Below are 13,997 nucleotides of genomic sequence, written 5' to 3'. Positions count from 1 at the left end.
GGCGCTCATGCGTGGCCTGTCGACGACCAACATCATCGAGAATCCGAACGGCGCGGTGCGCCGTGTCGCGGGGCGCGTGAAGCGCTATCGTGACGCCGATATGGCCTTGCGCTGGACGGCCGCAGGCTTCCTGGAAGCTGAGAAGCACTTCCGGAAAATCCTCGGCGTGAACGAGCTCTGGATTCTCGCTGCCGCCTTGAAACGATCGACCTCAAAATCGATTGACCACGATCGGAAGGTTGCCTAACCTATGCCGCACCCGCCGTCCCAACCTTCAACTGTCTTCGGGACATCGCCCTGCGCCAAGGCACTCGATCAGGCCGGCCAATGGGTCAGCACCGAACTCGCCGAGCGGCGCAACCTGCTGCTGTTCAATCCGGTCGGCGATAACGATTACGACACGGTGCGGACCATCGTCTCGGCCTATCAGATGATCAAGCCGGGCGAATATGCCCGGGCACATCGCCATTCGCCGAATGCGATGCGTCTGGTGCTCGACGCCAAGCCGGGCGTATTCACGGTCGTTGATGGCGCCAGGTTGCCGATGCAGGCCGGCGATTTCCTGCTCACACCAGGCAACTGCTGGCACAGCCACTACAATGAAGGCGACGCCAACGCCTACTGGATCGACTTCCTCGATGTGCCGCTCGTGCACCGCCTCGAACCGATGTTCTTCGAGGAATACCCGGACGGCTACCAGCCGGTCGATATCGCGCCCGAGGCCCACGACTGGTATTTTCCGGCCGCGGTCACGCGCCCGCAGCTGCACGCGCAGCCGGTGAAGCACGGTTACAGGCGTCTGGTGCTGAACACGCAGGCGCATATCTCCACCATGGAGATGAGCTACCTAGCACTGACGCCGGGTACACCTGTGAACTTCCCGCGCAATACCGCGAGCCGCATCGTCGCGATCACTCAGGGCAGCGGCCAGGCCCGCGTGGGCGAACGCGACATCGCCTGGCAACGCGGCGACGTGATCGCCGTGCCGAGCTGGGTCGAGTATGCCTTCGTGGCAGACGAGGCCGCCGAGATGCTGGAAGTGTCCGACCGCCCCGTCCTCGACAAACTCGGTTTCTATCGCGAAACCAAAGCGCAATAACCATCAAGCCATGAGCCTACCCAGGATCCTCATCGCCGGCGGTGGCATCGGCGGCCTGTCCGCGGCCATTGCCCTGCTGCAGCGCGGCTTCGACGTCGACGTTTTCGAGCAGGCCTCGGAGCTGCGCGAATTCGGCGCCGGTATCCAACTGAGCCCCAACGGCAACCGCGCCCTTGCCTCACTGGGCGTGTTCGATACGCTGCATCGCCTTGCCAATCCATCGGACGCCAAGGAAATCCGTTTGTGGAACACGGGCAAGAGCTGGCCGCTATTCAATCTCGGCGACGCCGCGGTGCGCAAGTATGGCTTCCCGTATATGACGGTATTCCGCCCCGATCTGTTGCGCGTGCTGGCCGACGAAGTCAGACGCCTCAAGCCGGACGCTGTGCATACTGATGCGCGCTGCGAGGATGTCGAGCAGGCCGGCTGCAAGGTACATCTGAAGCTCGGCGACGGCCGAGTGTTTACCGGCGACGTGCTGGTGGGCGCGGACGGCGTGCACTCGAAGGTCCGTCATGCGCTGTTCGGCCAGGCGCCGACGCTGTTCAGCGGCATGATCGCTTGGCGTACCCTGATACCGATGGAAAGATTGCCTGAGAAGTTCCGCCGCAGCGTGGCGGTCAACTGGGTTGGGCCGGGCGGCCATGTCGTTCACTACCCTATCCAGGGCGGCAGCCTGATGAACTGGGTCGGCACGCTGGAAGGCGGCCAGTGGAACAGCCCGCCCTGGACTGCCCCGGCCGAGATCGAGCAATGCCGCGCGGCGTTTGCCAATTGGCACGAGGACATCCAGGAGATGCTGTCGCATGCGCCGTCGGTGACGAAATGGGCGCTGTGCGGCAAGCCCATGCTCGACGGCTGGGTCAAGGGCCGCGCCACGTTGCTCGGCGATGCCTGCCACGTCACGCTGCCGTTTCTGGCGCAAGGCGCAGTGCACAGCATCGAGGATGGCGTTGTTCTGGCACGCTGTCTGGAAAAATACGCGGATCCGGAAACCGCGCTGCAACGTTTCGACGCAGTGCGCCGTCCACGAACCTACGCCATGGTGCAAGGCTCGGCCGACAATACGTCACGCTTCCATAATCCTGCCCTTGCCACGGTCGAAGCCGCTGAGAAATTCATTTCGCGGGAATGGCAGTCGGGCGCGATCAGTGAACGCTACCACTGGCTATTCACCTATGACGTGGACACGATACCGGTATAAATGGTGTGCGGAACGGCGTGCAGCACGGCCGGCCAACGGCGGCGTCTGTGGCTAAGTGAATAAATTTTCATTTGGGCTTTGGCATGGCCGTTTAGATAGCGTCAAGCAGCATGGCCGGTCGTGTTGCCTCACGGGATGATGTTACTCCCGGGTATCCCGGGTAATTGTCATTGGCTGATTGTTCTGCGGTGAATGCTGGCGCTGCGTAGCAGCGGCAGCATTCATCGTGCTTCAACGTTCTGTCCCGGCGCTAGATTCCCGACTGACGCAGTGCGACAATGCGCATGTCCTAGGCTGCGGCGAGGACATCCTGCCGAACTTCGTCGTCCAAAGGTGGGATCGCGCATTTCAATGGCGTCGCCGGGTCGAGATGGAGAATCAGCGCGAGATTGGTCATCCCGACCGCACGAGCGCAGTCGTTCTGATGAACGCATTCTATGGAGAGTCGCCGGGCTTGAGGGTCCCCGAACTCATCGAGCTTTTCTCAAACCGGGAATTGCGGGCACTGGCCCTGCATTTCCTCCAGAGCCCGCAGCAGTTTGCCTGGCTCATCGATTTTCAACGCAACCTGCAGCCGGCTCGGTCCGCCTTGTTGCGCTAGCGTGACAGAAATTTGAAAGCAAACAATCTTAATCGATTAGGCTTCCAAACCGATGTCCCTGCTCGCGGCCCGCGCGCGGTTCCGCTGCCGCCGCGTGCGCAAATCTGACGGCCACGTGGCGACAGGCTACATTCCCCATCTGAGCGATGGCGTATGCACCGGGCTATCCCAATGCCGCTTCATTTCGTCGTCCAGCACGCACAAGGTGATCGACGCGCCGGCCATTTCCAGCGACGTCGTAAGCGATCCGACCTGCACGCGCGCGACCGCGAGACCGCGCTGGTGCAGCCACGAGCGTGTGGAATTGAACAACAGATACAGTTCCCCGAGCGGCGTTCCGCCCAGTCCATTGATCAAGACCAGCAACTCGGAGCCGTTCCCCGGCTTCAAATCGGCGATGATCGCCGTCAGCAGCTCTGCCGCGATCGCATCGGCTGTGGCAAAGCGCGCGCGACGCCGCCCTGGCTCGCCATGAATGCCAACGCCGACCTCGATTTCATCGTCGCCGATCTTGAACGTCAGCGTGCCCGCCGCGGGCACCGTGCAACTGGAAAACGCGACGCCCATCGACGCCGTACGCTTGTTGATCCGGTCGCCGAACGCCTTGCATTGTTCGAGATTGGCGCCGCTCTCGGCGAGACTGCCCACTAGTTTCTCGACGATCACGGCACCCGCGACGCCGCGCCGCCCCGTTGTATAACTGGAGTTTTCGACGGCGACATCGTCGTTGATCAACACCATCGCATTCGGCAACTCCGACATCTCGGACGCCATTTCGAAGTTCATCAGATCGCCGGAATAGTTCTTCACGATGAAGAGCGTTCCCGCGCCCGTATCGACGGCCTTGGCGGCTGCCATCATCTGATCGGGCGTCGGCGAAGTGAATACCTGGCCGGGGCACGCGGCATCCAGCATCCCGTACCCGACGAAGCCGATATGCAAAGGCTCGTGTCCCGAGCCGCCGCCCGAGACGAGCGCAACCTTGCCTGGCTTCAGCGTATTGCGCCGCACGAACACAGGATCGTTGTCGAGCACGACGAGATCACCATGCGCGGCGGCGAATCCAGTAAGGCTCTCAGTTAAAAAGTCGTCGACATGGTTGATAAATTTTTTCATGGTCTGCGCTCCTTTCACTCTCTGTCCTGCGCGAGCCGCGCGCATATCGCACTGATCATCAACTGGCTCGACCGTGCGCCGGGATCGATGTGCCCGCGCGCACGCTCGCCGAGAAACGACGCGCGCCCCTTGGTCGCGAGCATGTCGCGCGTCGCGCGCATGCCCTCTTCGGCCGTCAGTGGCAACGCGTCGAGCACTGCTTCGGGCGCCGCACTATCTTCGGCTAGTTCCACGAAGCGTGACGAGACGGGGATGAGCACGTCCATCATCGTCTTGCTGCCGATGCCGGCTTTGCCGCGTTGGGCTACGGCGTCGACACCCGCGGCGAAGATCCGCGCCGCGTCCTCCACGCTCATTGTTTCCGCGTTCTGCGCGGCCTTTGCCATGCCATGCAGCAACGAAAAAAACAGCGGCCCCGACGAACCGCCCACGGTCGACAGCAATTTGGAAGCGGCCTGTTCCAGCGCGGGCGCAAACGCCTCGGCCTCGATATTGGCGCGCATCGCAAGCAGCGCATCGACGCCCCGCAACAGGTTGAAGATATGATCGCCATCGCCAATCTGCTGATCGAGCGCGGCGATCTCGTCCGTGTGTTTCTTTAGCGTCGCATGCGCGGCCTCGATGCACGCCATGACCGTTTTCCCGTTCATGCCGGAATCCTCCTGCCGTCGGAGCGGAAATAGAGAAGGCTGCGCGGAGGCAGCGACACGCCGACTGTTTGCCCAGGCGTGAAATTGCGCTCGGTCATGGTTGTCGCGACGATGGCGGTGCCGTCGCGCTCCATGATCAGCAGATGTCGCAGCGGGGAATATTCAAGCACGCGAAGATTGATCACGTCGCGCGTATCAGGCGCGTGCAGCACGATGTCTTCAGGCCGGATCGCGACCGTCGACGTGCCGGCCGGCATCGTGGAAGGATCGAACAACATGGGCGGCAGCAAGTTGATGGGCGGCGAGCCGAGACGTTGCGCAGCGCCTAGTGAAGCGGGATTGCCATACACATCGCGCGGCGCACCAATCTGCACGATGCGTCCCTGCTCGAGTATGCCGATGCGATCCGCAAGCGTGGTCGCTTCGACCTGATCGTGCGTCACATAGATGATCGTCGCGCCGATCGTGCGATGCAGACGCTTCAGTTCGATTCGCATCTCCTCGCGCAACTTCGCATCGAGCGACGACAGCGGCTCATCCATCAGAAACACCTTGGGCTGACGCACTAGCGCGCGTCCGATGGCGACTCGCTGCATCTCGCCGCCCGACAGATGCGTCGCCAGATTGCCAAGTTTCGACTCGATGTGCAGCATCTGCGCGACCATCTGCACGCGCGCGGTGACTTCCGCCTCGCTCACGCGCCGCCGCGGGGAGCGCAGTGGAAACGCCAGGTTGCCAAACACCGTCAGATGCGGGTACAGCGAATACTGCTGAAAGACGAAGGCGACGTCTCGGTCCGCCGGATGCATGTCCTTCGCGGCGGCACCGTCGATGAATATCTCGCCTTCGTCGGGGCGTTCGAGACCAGCGATGAGCCGCAACGTGGTGGTCTTGCCCGCGCCGCTCGGCCCGAGCAACACGACGAACTCGCCCTCTTTCACGCCGAACGACACATCATCCACCGCGACGATATCGCCAAATCGCTTCGTCACCCCATGCAGGCGAATCTCAGACATAAGCGCCTCCGTTGCTGCGTCCGTTGACGGCCATCTGCCGCGCAGCGCCGGGCAGCAGCACGCCGCTGGATGCGTCGTACATCAGCGTGCGCTCCTTGTGAAACGACAACCCGACCTGCGCTCCCGCCGCTCTTCCTTCGTTCTTGCCGACCCGCACGCGCACCACGCCGAGCGCCGTTTCGACGACCAGAATCTGATGCGAGCCGAGATACTCGTCGGCAATCACGCGTCCACGCAACGCACTGTGCTCGTCGATCACGACGTGCTCGGGCCGCACGCCAAGCAGCGCTTTCGCGGCGGAGGCAACAGTGCGCGGCACCGACACGGCCACACCGCGGAGCGAGACCGATTCCACGCCCGCTTCGACGCCGCCGTCCACGGCCAGAAAATTCATCGGGGGGCTGCCGATAAAGCTCCCAACGAACACGGTCGCTGGGAAGTGATAGACCTCATGCGGCGACGCGGATTGCAGCACCTCGCCGCCGCTCATCACAACGATGTCGTCGGCCATCGCCATCGCTTCCCGTTGGTCGTGCGTCACGTAGACCGTCGTTGCGTTGAGCGCATTGTGCAGCTTGCGCAACTCAAGGCACATCAGTTCGCGGAAATCCGCGTCGAGCGTGCCCAGCGGCTCGTCCATCAGAAAAGCCTTCGGGTGCCGGACAATCGCGCGGCCCAAGGCGACGCGTTGACGATCGCCGCCCGACAGCCCACCCGTCTTTCGGTCCAGCAGACTTTCGATGCGCAGCATATGCGCGGCCGCATCGACACGCGCCGCAATCTCGCGGCGCGAAATGCCTTCGTTCTTCAGCGGAAAGGCGATGTTGTTCCGCACAGTCATATGGGGATAGAGCGCGAACATCTGGAACACAAACGCAATGTCGCGTTGACGCGCCCGCAATCCCGTCACATCTTCGCCGTCGATCAAAATCTGGCCTGAGGTCGGCAGTTCGAGCCCGGCAATCATGCGCAACGTCGTCGTTTTGCCGCAGCCGGACGGTCCGAGCAGCACGACGAAGCGGCCGTTGCTCACGGTGAGATTCGTATCGTGCACCGCAGTGAAGGCGCCGAAGCGTTTATGAAGGTTGGAGAGAACGATCGTCGACATGGCTCACTCCGGGAAGTGACTGGTGACGACGAAAGCCAGCGCGCCCACCAGAATCACGGGAAACGACCAGGTGTAGAGATCGACTGTGAATGGCTGGACGAGCATCGCAATGCCGAGGCCGATGAGCACGGTCGATGCGCCCTCACAGTAACGCCGTCGGAACAGGCGGCGGCGCGGCATGGCAGGTTGGGCTTTCATTTGCGCACTGCTCCAAAGGTGATCCCGCGCAACAGATGCTTGCGCAGTACAACGGTAAAGATCAGGATGGGCAGAACGAACAGCGTCGTGGCGGCCGCGACGGCCGGCCAGTCCTGTCCGCCTTCGCCGATGATGAACGGAATGAACGGCGGCATCGTCTGTGCATCGCCGCTCGTCAGCAGCAATGCGAACGCGTACTCGTTCCATGCAAAGATCAGACAGAAAATGGCCGTCGCGGCAATGCCCGTGATCGCCTGGGGCAGCACGACCTTGACGAAAGCCTGCAACCGCGTATATCCGTCGACGAGGGCTGCTTCCTCATATTCGCGCGGGATTTCGTCCATGAATCCTTTGAGCAGCCACACCGCGAGCGACACGTTCACCGCCGTATAGAGCACGATCATGCCGAGGTAGCTATCGGAGAGGCCGAGAGCGCGATACATCAGATAGATGGGAATCGCGACGGCGATGGGCGGCATCATCCGCGTCGACAGAATGAAGAACAGCAAGTCATCGGCAAGCGGGATCCTGAAACGCGAGAACGCATAGGCTGCGAGCGTGCCGAGAAAAACCGCAAGGAAGGTCGAGCCGAAGCCGATCACGAGCGAATTGACGAAGCGCGGCAAGACTTTCGACGGCCCCGCAATCACCATATTGCGCTTGCGCACATCGCGGTCATACCAGGTTTGAGCGGGCGGCAAGCTCGCGATGAACTCGGGCGTCTGCCGCGAGCGGATGGTGAACAGATTCACATAGCCCTCCATCGACGGGTGGAAAACCACGACGGGCGGATAGGCAACCGCGTCTTCCTGCGTCTTGAAGCTCGTCAGGATGATCCATACGATCGGCAGGGCCGCAATCAGTGCGTAGGCGATAACGATGAAGGCGGCGAACGTCTTGCTGCGCGGCGATGCCGCCACCACCGACTGTTGAAGCGCAAGGTCTGTCATCGCTGTTTCACCCGGTTGAGTGCCTTCACATAGATATTCGCCGCGCCGAAGACCACCACGAACAGGATGATCGCCAGTGCGGACGAGTACCCCGTCTGCCACTTCTCGAACGCAGCGCGCTTGAGCGTGATCGACACCGTTTCCGTTACGGAGCCCGGGCCGCCTGATGTCAGCAGGTTCACCATGTCGAACATCTTGAAGTTCTCGATACCGCGAAAGAGGATCGCAAGCATCAGGAACGGCAGGGTCATCGGCAAGGTGATCGACCAGAATTGCCGCCACGGCGAAGCCCGGTCCACTTCGGCCGCTTCGTAGATGTAGTCCGGAATCGAACGCAATCCCGCGAGACAGATCAGCATCACGTACGGCGTCCACATCCACGTATCGACCATCACGATGGTCCACGGCGCGAGCGGCACGTCGCCGATCATCTGAAACGAGTTTGGCGGAATGCCCGTGAAAAAGCTGACGATGTCGTTGAAAAGTCCCGTTTGCGGTTGCAGCAGGAAGGTCCAGAAGTTGCCGACCACAGCGGGCGAAAGCATCATCGGCAGCAGAATCAGCGTGGTCCAGAAGCTATGGCCGCGGAACTGCCGGTTGATCAGCAGCGCGAGCCCGAAACCGAGGAGCACTTCGAGCCCGACCGACCAGAAGACGAAGCGCGCCGTCACCTGCATGGCGTACCAGATGTCTTCGTCGGTGAGTATGTCCGTGTAATTGTCGATGCCGACATTGCGCGCAGGCACGCTCGGCATGTTCGACTTGAAGTTCGTGAACGACAACCGCAATGCCCAGATCAAGGGAAAGATGTTGATGGCGAGCAGCAGCACGATAGTCGGAAGAATGAACAGCCACGCGATTGTCCGGTCCGACAGCCCGCGCAGGCGCGCGGCAGCGCGCGTCTGCGCTTGCGTCTGCAACCCTTCCGGAGGAAAAGGCTTGTTTGCCAACATGCCTGACTCCTTGTTGTCGCGGACCGACAAGATTGATCGGCTTGCCGGTCCGCGTGTTCATGTGCAATGACGCTAGTTCTTCCCTTCAGCCTTGAAGACCTTGTTCCAGTCCTTGACGAGCAGATCGAGCGCTTCCTTCGAGGTGCCTTTATCGGCAACCACATAGTCGTGCACGCGCTTTTGCATGTCGAGCAGCAGCTCGGCATACGCGGGCTCGGCCCAGAAGTCTTTGACGATCGCCATCGACTTCAGGAATGCAGGCGCAAATGGCGCGCTCTTCGGAAAGTCCGGCGCATCTACCACTGACTTCGCCGCCGAGTAGCCGCCGAGTTGCCACCACTTCTTCTGCACATCGGGCTGCGCAAACCACTTGATGTATTCGAGCGCGTCAGCCTTGTGGTCTGAGTACGACACGACGGAAATGCCTTGCCCGCCGAGCTGTGTGAACTGTTTCGTTTCTTTTGGATTGACGAAGAAGCCGATCTTGTCGCCGCCGACATTCGGGTCCTTGTACAGTCCAGGGAAGAAGGCAAACCAGTTCATCTGCATCGCGACCTGGCCAGACTTGAACGCATCGAGCCCTTCCTGCATGTAGGCGTTCGTCATGCCCGGCGCCGTGCAACACTTGTAAAGCGCCTTGTAGAATTCGAGCCCCTTGATGGCGCCTGGCGAATTCACGAAGCCATCCAGGCGATAAGGCTTCTTCGGGTCCTCGTATTCAAAGCCAAAGTTATAGAGCATGTTGGTCGCGCCCATCGTGATCCCTTCCGAACCGCGCTCTGTGAAGATATACACGCCATACACGGTTTTGCCGTCGATCTTTCGGCCCTGAAAGAACTCGGCTGTCTGCTTGAGCTCATCCATCGTAGTGGGCGGTTCGAGTTCGCGCTTGTACTTCTGTTTGAACTCCGCGCGCAGTTCGGGCCTTGCAAACCAGTCCTTGCGATACGTCCAGCCGACGGCGTCCGCCATTGCGGGCAGCGCCCAATAATTCGGCGTGTTCTTTGGCCATTCCGAGTAGCCGACGACGGTCGCCGGCACGAAATCGTTCATCGAAATCTTGTTCTTGTCGAAGAAATCATTAAGCTTCACGTAGTGCCCATTGACCGCGGCACCGCCAATCCACTGACTATCTCCGATGATGAGGTCGCAAAGTTTTCCGTGCGAATTGAGTTCATTGATAAAGCGGTCCGCGTAGCTCGTCCACGGCACGAACTCGAATTTCATCGCAATGCCGGTTTTCGCCGTAAAGTCTTTCGACAATTCGACGAGTGCATTGGCGGGGTCCCATGCGGCCCAACATAACGTCAACTGCTTGCCCTGCGCGTGTGCCGCCGATCCGAAGCTCAGCCCTAGCGACGCCAGCAGCGCCGCGATTACCCTTGCTGTCGTAAGACGTAACATGTCTCTTCTCCTTGTCTCCGTCGGGTCTCCAACCTGATGACAGACAGCGCCCATGCGCCGGACGCTGTATTTAGAGCACTGGCAGACTCAGCGAGCCGTCCGCGTGTCGCGAGCTTCAGGCATGCGCATTCTCACGAAGATAAATACGGGTTTCGGGCGTCGGAATGGCGAGCACGCCGCGCACGTCATTCAGTAAATTGATGGCGGCGAGCCCCGCGCAATGGACGATGCCGCGCACATCCTGATCGAGGATGACGTCGATCGCCCGCTCCGACAGTTGCGCCCGAGTGTCGGCCGTGCACTCGTGGCCGATCAGCACGACGCGCGTCTTGTCACCCGATTCCTGCAACGTCGATGCGATGCCGGAAATGCCACCACCCGTCACATACACGCCGACGAGATCGGGGTGCCCCGCCATCAGCCCTTGCACAGCAAGACCGGCGCTGTCGTCGTCCTCGGGGAAGTCGGGCTCGGTCAGCCAGCGCAGGTTGCGAAAGTCTTCCTCGAGAACCTGGGAGAAGCCCGTACGACGCTCCAGCTGATCGTGCAAACGCGACGACGCCGACAGCACCGCGACCGTGCCGATGCGCGCGCCCACGAAGCGTCCCATCAGCAGACCCGCCGTTCTTCCAGCGATCCGGTTATCGACGCCGACATACGCAGCCCGCGCACTCGACGGTAAATCCGAAAAGACGGTGACGACGGGCACATTCGCATCGGTCATGTCCTGGATCATTCGCTCGACCCACGGGTAGTCGAGCGGCACGAGCACGAGCGCGTCATAGTCGATCAGTTGCTGTGCGAGCGATGTTGCGTCGCGCTGGCTGGACAGGTCGCAACGATAGAACGACGAGACGAGACGATGCTCGCGAAAGAAGCTGGCGGACAGCGCAATATCGCGCTCGACCTGATCGAGAAAGCGGGAGTTGATTTGCGGTAAGACGAAAGCGACCCGGAATGACGTGGTTTTCGCCGGCCGGCCGCGGCTTGCGCGTTCGTCACGCAACGTGGCCAGCGCGAGATGGACGCGCTCGGCTGTCTCCGGACGAACCCCCTGGTCGTCGCGCAGCACACGATCGACCGTGGCCACGCTCACGCCGGCTCGACGCGCAATCATCATACGTGTAGCCGGCATGAGTCTCCTCCGGTGCCAGGCGAAGAATCGTTTTGTTAACCAAAGATAGTTTTTCACCCGCGAAATGCAAGCTTTTTTGACGCGTTAAATGCGTCAAACCGGAACGTCGCCGAACGCGCGCTTACCGAAGACGAGCGCAAGCGCATCGCGGTGCATGAGGCGCGTCACGGTCTGGTCGCCGCGCTGCCTGGCACTGGCGTGCTCGAGGAAGTGACGATCATGCCGCGTGGCGGCGCGCTCGGCGTCGCGCTGATCACAAAGGCGCAGGATAAGCACCTGTACCGCGAGACGGAAATCCGCAACGAAATCCAGGTGCTGCTCGGCGGACGCAACGCGGAGATCCTGATGTTCTCAGAAGCGTCGAGCGGCGCTGCGTCGGATTTGCAGGAGGCCTCGCGTATCGGCCTCGACATGGTGTCGAAGTTCGGCTTCAACACCGACGGGGATCTGTTCAGTCTCGCGGCCATGTCGAGGCCGATACGCGAGGCCTCCGTTTGCGCGTGTCCCTTCCCGAAGCATCCCGCACGTCCGCTTCATCATCGCGATTGCACGACAGCACCGCTTCACCACCGCATCAGGCCCCATCCCGTATCCCGATTTGCCGCGCGACATCCGACAGTGCCAAGTGTGAGGGCGCCTCCGCGCGTGTTGGCAGGCGTCGAATAAGCCTCGATGGAGGAAACCGCGGAGTGCTCCGATGCGGTCGAAGTCTTCGCGGCTATGGCGATTGATCGGCCAGCATGCCCGATCGTTATTGTGCGCGTGACATGCAGCGGATCGAACCCGGTCTCGGGATTGAGTGCGTTGTGCAGGATCGCGAGTGCCTGAGAAACCGGCTCTGCGAGGCGCAACGCGAACGGCGTGGGCACGACGCCGCCCGGCCCCCGCACGAACAGCGGGTCACCGAGCCGTCGCCGCAGCTTGGCGAGCGCGTTGCTGACGCCGGGCTGGCTCATGTTCATCTGCTCGGCCACGGTCGATACCCGCCCCTCCTGCATCAACCGTTGAAAAAGCAGCAGGAGATTGAGATCGACTTCCACTTAGCTTCATGATGCGGGTGTCCCGGGGCTCATTGATTTCAGTGATGGTGCAGATTCATCCCATTTTATTGTGAAATGGACGACGGGTGCCAAGAATTCAGACAGGACACGACGGCGCATTCGGCTTCAGCAAGGTATGCGTTCCGTGCCGACTCAAACACACAGTCTGAATACAGGAGACACCCATGAAACAGCTGGATCTGAAGATCGCTATCGTCGGTGCTGGCATCGGCGGCCTCACCCTCGCGCTCGCACTCCGGGCACACGGAATCGACGTGGAACTGTACGAGCAGACCGACGAGCTGCGCGAGGTCGGGGCGGCGGTCGCGCTGTCGGCGAATGCGACGCGGTTTTACGAACGCATGGGACTGCGCGCGGCCTTCGACGCGGTGTGCGCCGAAATCCCCGCGCTGATCTATCGCGACGGGCGCAGCGGCGAAGTGATCGGACAGCATCGCGGCGATCCGAGCTATCGCGAGCAGTTCGGCGGATCCTATTGGGGCGTACATCGTGCAGACCTGCAGGCCGTGCTGTCGAAAGCGGTCGGCCTCGAGCGCATCAACCTCAGCCATCGGCTGACCAACCTCGTGCAGCATCCGGATCGTGTCAGTTTGAGTTTTTCCAATGGACAGCAGGTCGACGCCGATCTGGTGATCGGCGCGGACGGAGCGCGCTCGATCACGCGGCGCTGGATGCTCGGCTACGACGACGCCCTGTATTCGGGCTGCTCGGGTTTTCGTGGCGTCGTACCGGCCGAACGCATGGATCTGTTGCCCGATCCCGAGGCCATCCAGTTCTGGGTCGGACCACAGGGTCATCTGCTCCACTATCCGATCGGCGACAAAGGCGACCAGAACTTTCTCCTCGTCGAGCGTCGTCCCTCGCCGTGGCCGTCACGCGACTGGGTCACGCCGGCGAGCGAGGGCGAGCAGTTGCGCCTGTTCAAGGCGTGGCATCCCGCCGTGGTGCAGATGATCACGGCCGTGCCTATCAGCCAGCGCTGGGGCCTGTTCCATCGTCCGCCGCTTGGACGCTGGAGCAAGGGCCGCGTGACGCTGATCGGCGATGCTGCGCATGCGCTCGTGCCGCATCATGGCCAGGGCGCTAATCAGTCGATCGAAGATGCCGTAGTGCTGGCCGCACAACTGGCCAAGGCGGGACAGGGTCGCTGGCGTGAAGCGCAGGAAGCCTACGAGCGGCTGCGCCGGGGCCGTACGCGCAAGGTGCAATACGCGTCGATAACGACGGCTGACGTGTTGCATTTGCCGGATGGCCCCGAAGCGCAGGCGCGCAACGCCCGCCTTCGCGAACGCGAGAGTCTGCTGCATCACCTCGGCTGGATTCACGATTTCGACGCGCTTGCTCAAGAGCCGACCGAACGGCAGGGTGGCACATGGCTCTGAACTGGGCCCCTCTTGTCGATGCCTGCGCGACTGTCCAGGCTCTTTGAGGGTTGTTGAATGGCGGCCGCGGTCATTCAGCACTGTGAACATGACGCCGCGCGCTGGTAAGCGTAGCCCCCC

The 13,997-nt window shown here is 61.6% G+C and carries 13 protein-coding genes and 3 pseudogenes; 6 read left to right on the top strand and 10 right to left on the bottom strand.

The genetic code is table 11. The features are described 5' to 3' along the window. The 4 genes and pseudogenes from GCT13_RS39235 to GCT13_RS39220 all read left to right on the top strand — a co-directional run. Positions 1-247, top strand: a pseudogene (locus GCT13_RS39235) (IS256 family transposase); the annotation flags it as partial. A gap of 3 nt (positions 248-250) precedes the next feature. After that, positions 251-1,099 carry a cupin domain-containing protein gene (locus GCT13_RS39230; RefSeq protein WP_152767300.1) on the top strand — a complete coding sequence of 283 codons (849 nt, stop codon included), beginning with the start codon at positions 251-253 and terminating at the stop codon, positions 1,097-1,099. A gap of 10 nt (positions 1,100-1,109) precedes the next feature. Then, entirely contained in the window at positions 1,110-2,303 is a 1,194-nt protein-coding gene (locus GCT13_RS39225) for an FAD-dependent monooxygenase (RefSeq protein ID WP_152767299.1), read from the top strand. Between the two features lie 226 nt (positions 2,304-2,529). After that, positions 2,530-2,904, top strand: coding sequence for a hypothetical protein (locus GCT13_RS39220; RefSeq protein ID WP_152767298.1), 375 nt, complete (start codon positions 2,530-2,532; stop codon positions 2,902-2,904). 126 nt (positions 2,905-3,030) lie between these two features. On the opposite strand, the gene dhaK is transcribed toward GCT13_RS39220, so the two are convergent. The 9 genes from dhaK to GCT13_RS39175 all read right to left on the bottom strand — a co-directional run bounded on the left by dhaK (position 3,031) and on the right by GCT13_RS39175 (position 11,434). Continuing rightward, entirely contained in the window at positions 3,031-4,020 is a 990-nt protein-coding gene (dhaK, locus tag GCT13_RS39215) for a dihydroxyacetone kinase subunit DhaK (RefSeq protein WP_152767297.1), read from the bottom strand. 14 nt (positions 4,021-4,034) lie between these two features. Continuing rightward, the gene (gene dhaL, locus GCT13_RS39210; protein WP_152767296.1) at positions 4,035-4,670 is read right to left on the bottom strand and encodes a dihydroxyacetone kinase subunit DhaL; all 636 of its coding nucleotides are present in this window, start codon (positions 4,668-4,670) and stop codon (positions 4,035-4,037) included. Beyond that, complete coding sequence (locus tag GCT13_RS39205) at positions 4,667-5,686, bottom strand: ABC transporter ATP-binding protein (protein WP_152767295.1); 1,020 nt, start codon at positions 5,684-5,686, stop codon at positions 4,667-4,669. The genes dhaL and GCT13_RS39205 overlap by 4 nt, the downstream gene beginning before the upstream one ends. Further along, a complete protein-coding gene (locus tag GCT13_RS39200; RefSeq protein ID WP_152767294.1) occupies positions 5,679-6,794 on the bottom strand; it encodes an ABC transporter ATP-binding protein in 1,116 nt (371 codons plus the stop codon). Before GCT13_RS39200 ends, GCT13_RS39205 begins: the two co-directional genes overlap by 8 nt. A 3-nt stretch (positions 6,795-6,797) precedes the next feature. Then, positions 6,798-6,992, bottom strand: coding sequence for a hypothetical protein (locus GCT13_RS39195; RefSeq protein WP_013094038.1), 195 nt, complete (start codon positions 6,990-6,992; stop codon positions 6,798-6,800). After that, positions 6,989-7,942, bottom strand: a complete 954-nt coding sequence (locus GCT13_RS39190) for a carbohydrate ABC transporter permease (protein WP_152767293.1) — start codon at positions 7,940-7,942, stop codon at positions 6,989-6,991. The genes GCT13_RS39195 and GCT13_RS39190 overlap by 4 nt, the downstream gene beginning before the upstream one ends. After that, positions 7,939-8,895 carry a carbohydrate ABC transporter permease gene (locus tag GCT13_RS39185; RefSeq protein WP_152767292.1) on the bottom strand — a complete coding sequence of 319 codons (957 nt, stop codon included), beginning with the start codon at positions 8,893-8,895 and terminating at the stop codon, positions 7,939-7,941. Before GCT13_RS39185 ends, GCT13_RS39190 begins: the two co-directional genes overlap by 4 nt. A gap of 72 nt (positions 8,896-8,967) precedes the next feature. Continuing rightward, a complete protein-coding gene (locus tag GCT13_RS39180) occupies positions 8,968-10,299 on the bottom strand; it encodes an ABC transporter substrate-binding protein (protein ID WP_152767291.1) in 1,332 nt (443 codons plus the stop codon). A gap of 115 nt (positions 10,300-10,414) precedes the next feature. Then, entirely contained in the window at positions 10,415-11,434 is a 1,020-nt protein-coding gene (locus GCT13_RS39175; RefSeq protein ID WP_193727882.1) for a LacI family DNA-binding transcriptional regulator, read from the bottom strand. Between the two features lie 108 nt (positions 11,435-11,542). Here GCT13_RS39175 and GCT13_RS39170 point away from each other — a divergent pair. Further along, positions 11,543-11,902 (top strand): annotated as a pseudogene (locus GCT13_RS39170) (cell division protein); the annotation flags it as partial. A gap of 275 nt (positions 11,903-12,177) precedes the next feature. Here GCT13_RS39170 and GCT13_RS39165 read toward each other — a convergent pair. Beyond that, positions 12,178-12,474, bottom strand: a pseudogene (locus tag GCT13_RS39165) (LysR family transcriptional regulator); the annotation flags it as partial. Positions 12,475-12,659: 185 nt separating this feature from the next. Between GCT13_RS39165 and GCT13_RS39160 the strand changes: the two are divergent. Further along, positions 12,660-13,877, top strand: coding sequence for an FAD-dependent monooxygenase (locus tag GCT13_RS39160; protein WP_152767290.1), 1,218 nt, complete (start codon positions 12,660-12,662; stop codon positions 13,875-13,877). The last annotated feature ends 120 nt before the right edge of the window (positions 13,878-13,997 follow it).

The sequence above is a fragment of the Paraburkholderia franconis genome (assembly GCF_009362735.1).
Classification (GTDB): Bacteria; Pseudomonadota; Gammaproteobacteria; order Burkholderiales; family Burkholderiaceae; genus Paraburkholderia; species Paraburkholderia franconis.
This window is presented reverse-complemented; position numbering and strand designations above follow the sequence as displayed.

Bases quoted from the DNA above. Each gene is read 5' to 3' on its own strand.
- GCT13_RS39160 (WP_152767290.1), top strand. From the start codon at position 12,660: ATGAAACAGCTGGATCTGAAGATCGCTATCGTCGGTGCTGGCATCGGC.
- GCT13_RS39180 (WP_152767291.1), bottom strand. From the start codon at position 10,299: ATGTTACGTCTTACGACAGCAAGGGTAATCGCGGCGCTGCTGGCGTCG.
- GCT13_RS39205 (WP_152767295.1), bottom strand. From the start codon at position 5,686: ATGTCTGAGATTCGCCTGCATGGGGTGACGAAGCGATTTGGCGATATC.
- GCT13_RS39185 (WP_152767292.1), bottom strand. From the start codon at position 8,895: ATGTTGGCAAACAAGCCTTTTCCTCCGGAAGGGTTGCAGACGCAAGCG.
- GCT13_RS39175 (WP_193727882.1), bottom strand. From the start codon at position 11,434: ATGCCGGCTACACGTATGATGATTGCGCGTCGAGCCGGCGTGAGCGTG.
- GCT13_RS39200 (WP_152767294.1), bottom strand. From the start codon at position 6,794: ATGTCGACGATCGTTCTCTCCAACCTTCATAAACGCTTCGGCGCCTTC.
- GCT13_RS39225 (WP_152767299.1), top strand. From the start codon at position 1,110: ATGAGCCTACCCAGGATCCTCATCGCCGGCGGTGGCATCGGCGGCCTG.
- dhaK (WP_152767297.1), bottom strand. From the start codon at position 4,020: ATGAAAAAATTTATCAACCATGTCGACGACTTTTTAACTGAGAGCCTT.
- GCT13_RS39230 (WP_152767300.1), top strand. From the start codon at position 251: ATGCCGCACCCGCCGTCCCAACCTTCAACTGTCTTCGGGACATCGCCC.
- GCT13_RS39190 (WP_152767293.1), bottom strand. From the start codon at position 7,942: ATGACAGACCTTGCGCTTCAACAGTCGGTGGTGGCGGCATCGCCGCGC.
- dhaL (WP_152767296.1), bottom strand. From the start codon at position 4,670: ATGAACGGGAAAACGGTCATGGCGTGCATCGAGGCCGCGCATGCGACG.
- GCT13_RS39195 (WP_013094038.1), bottom strand. From the start codon at position 6,992: ATGAAAGCCCAACCTGCCATGCCGCGCCGCCGCCTGTTCCGACGGCGT.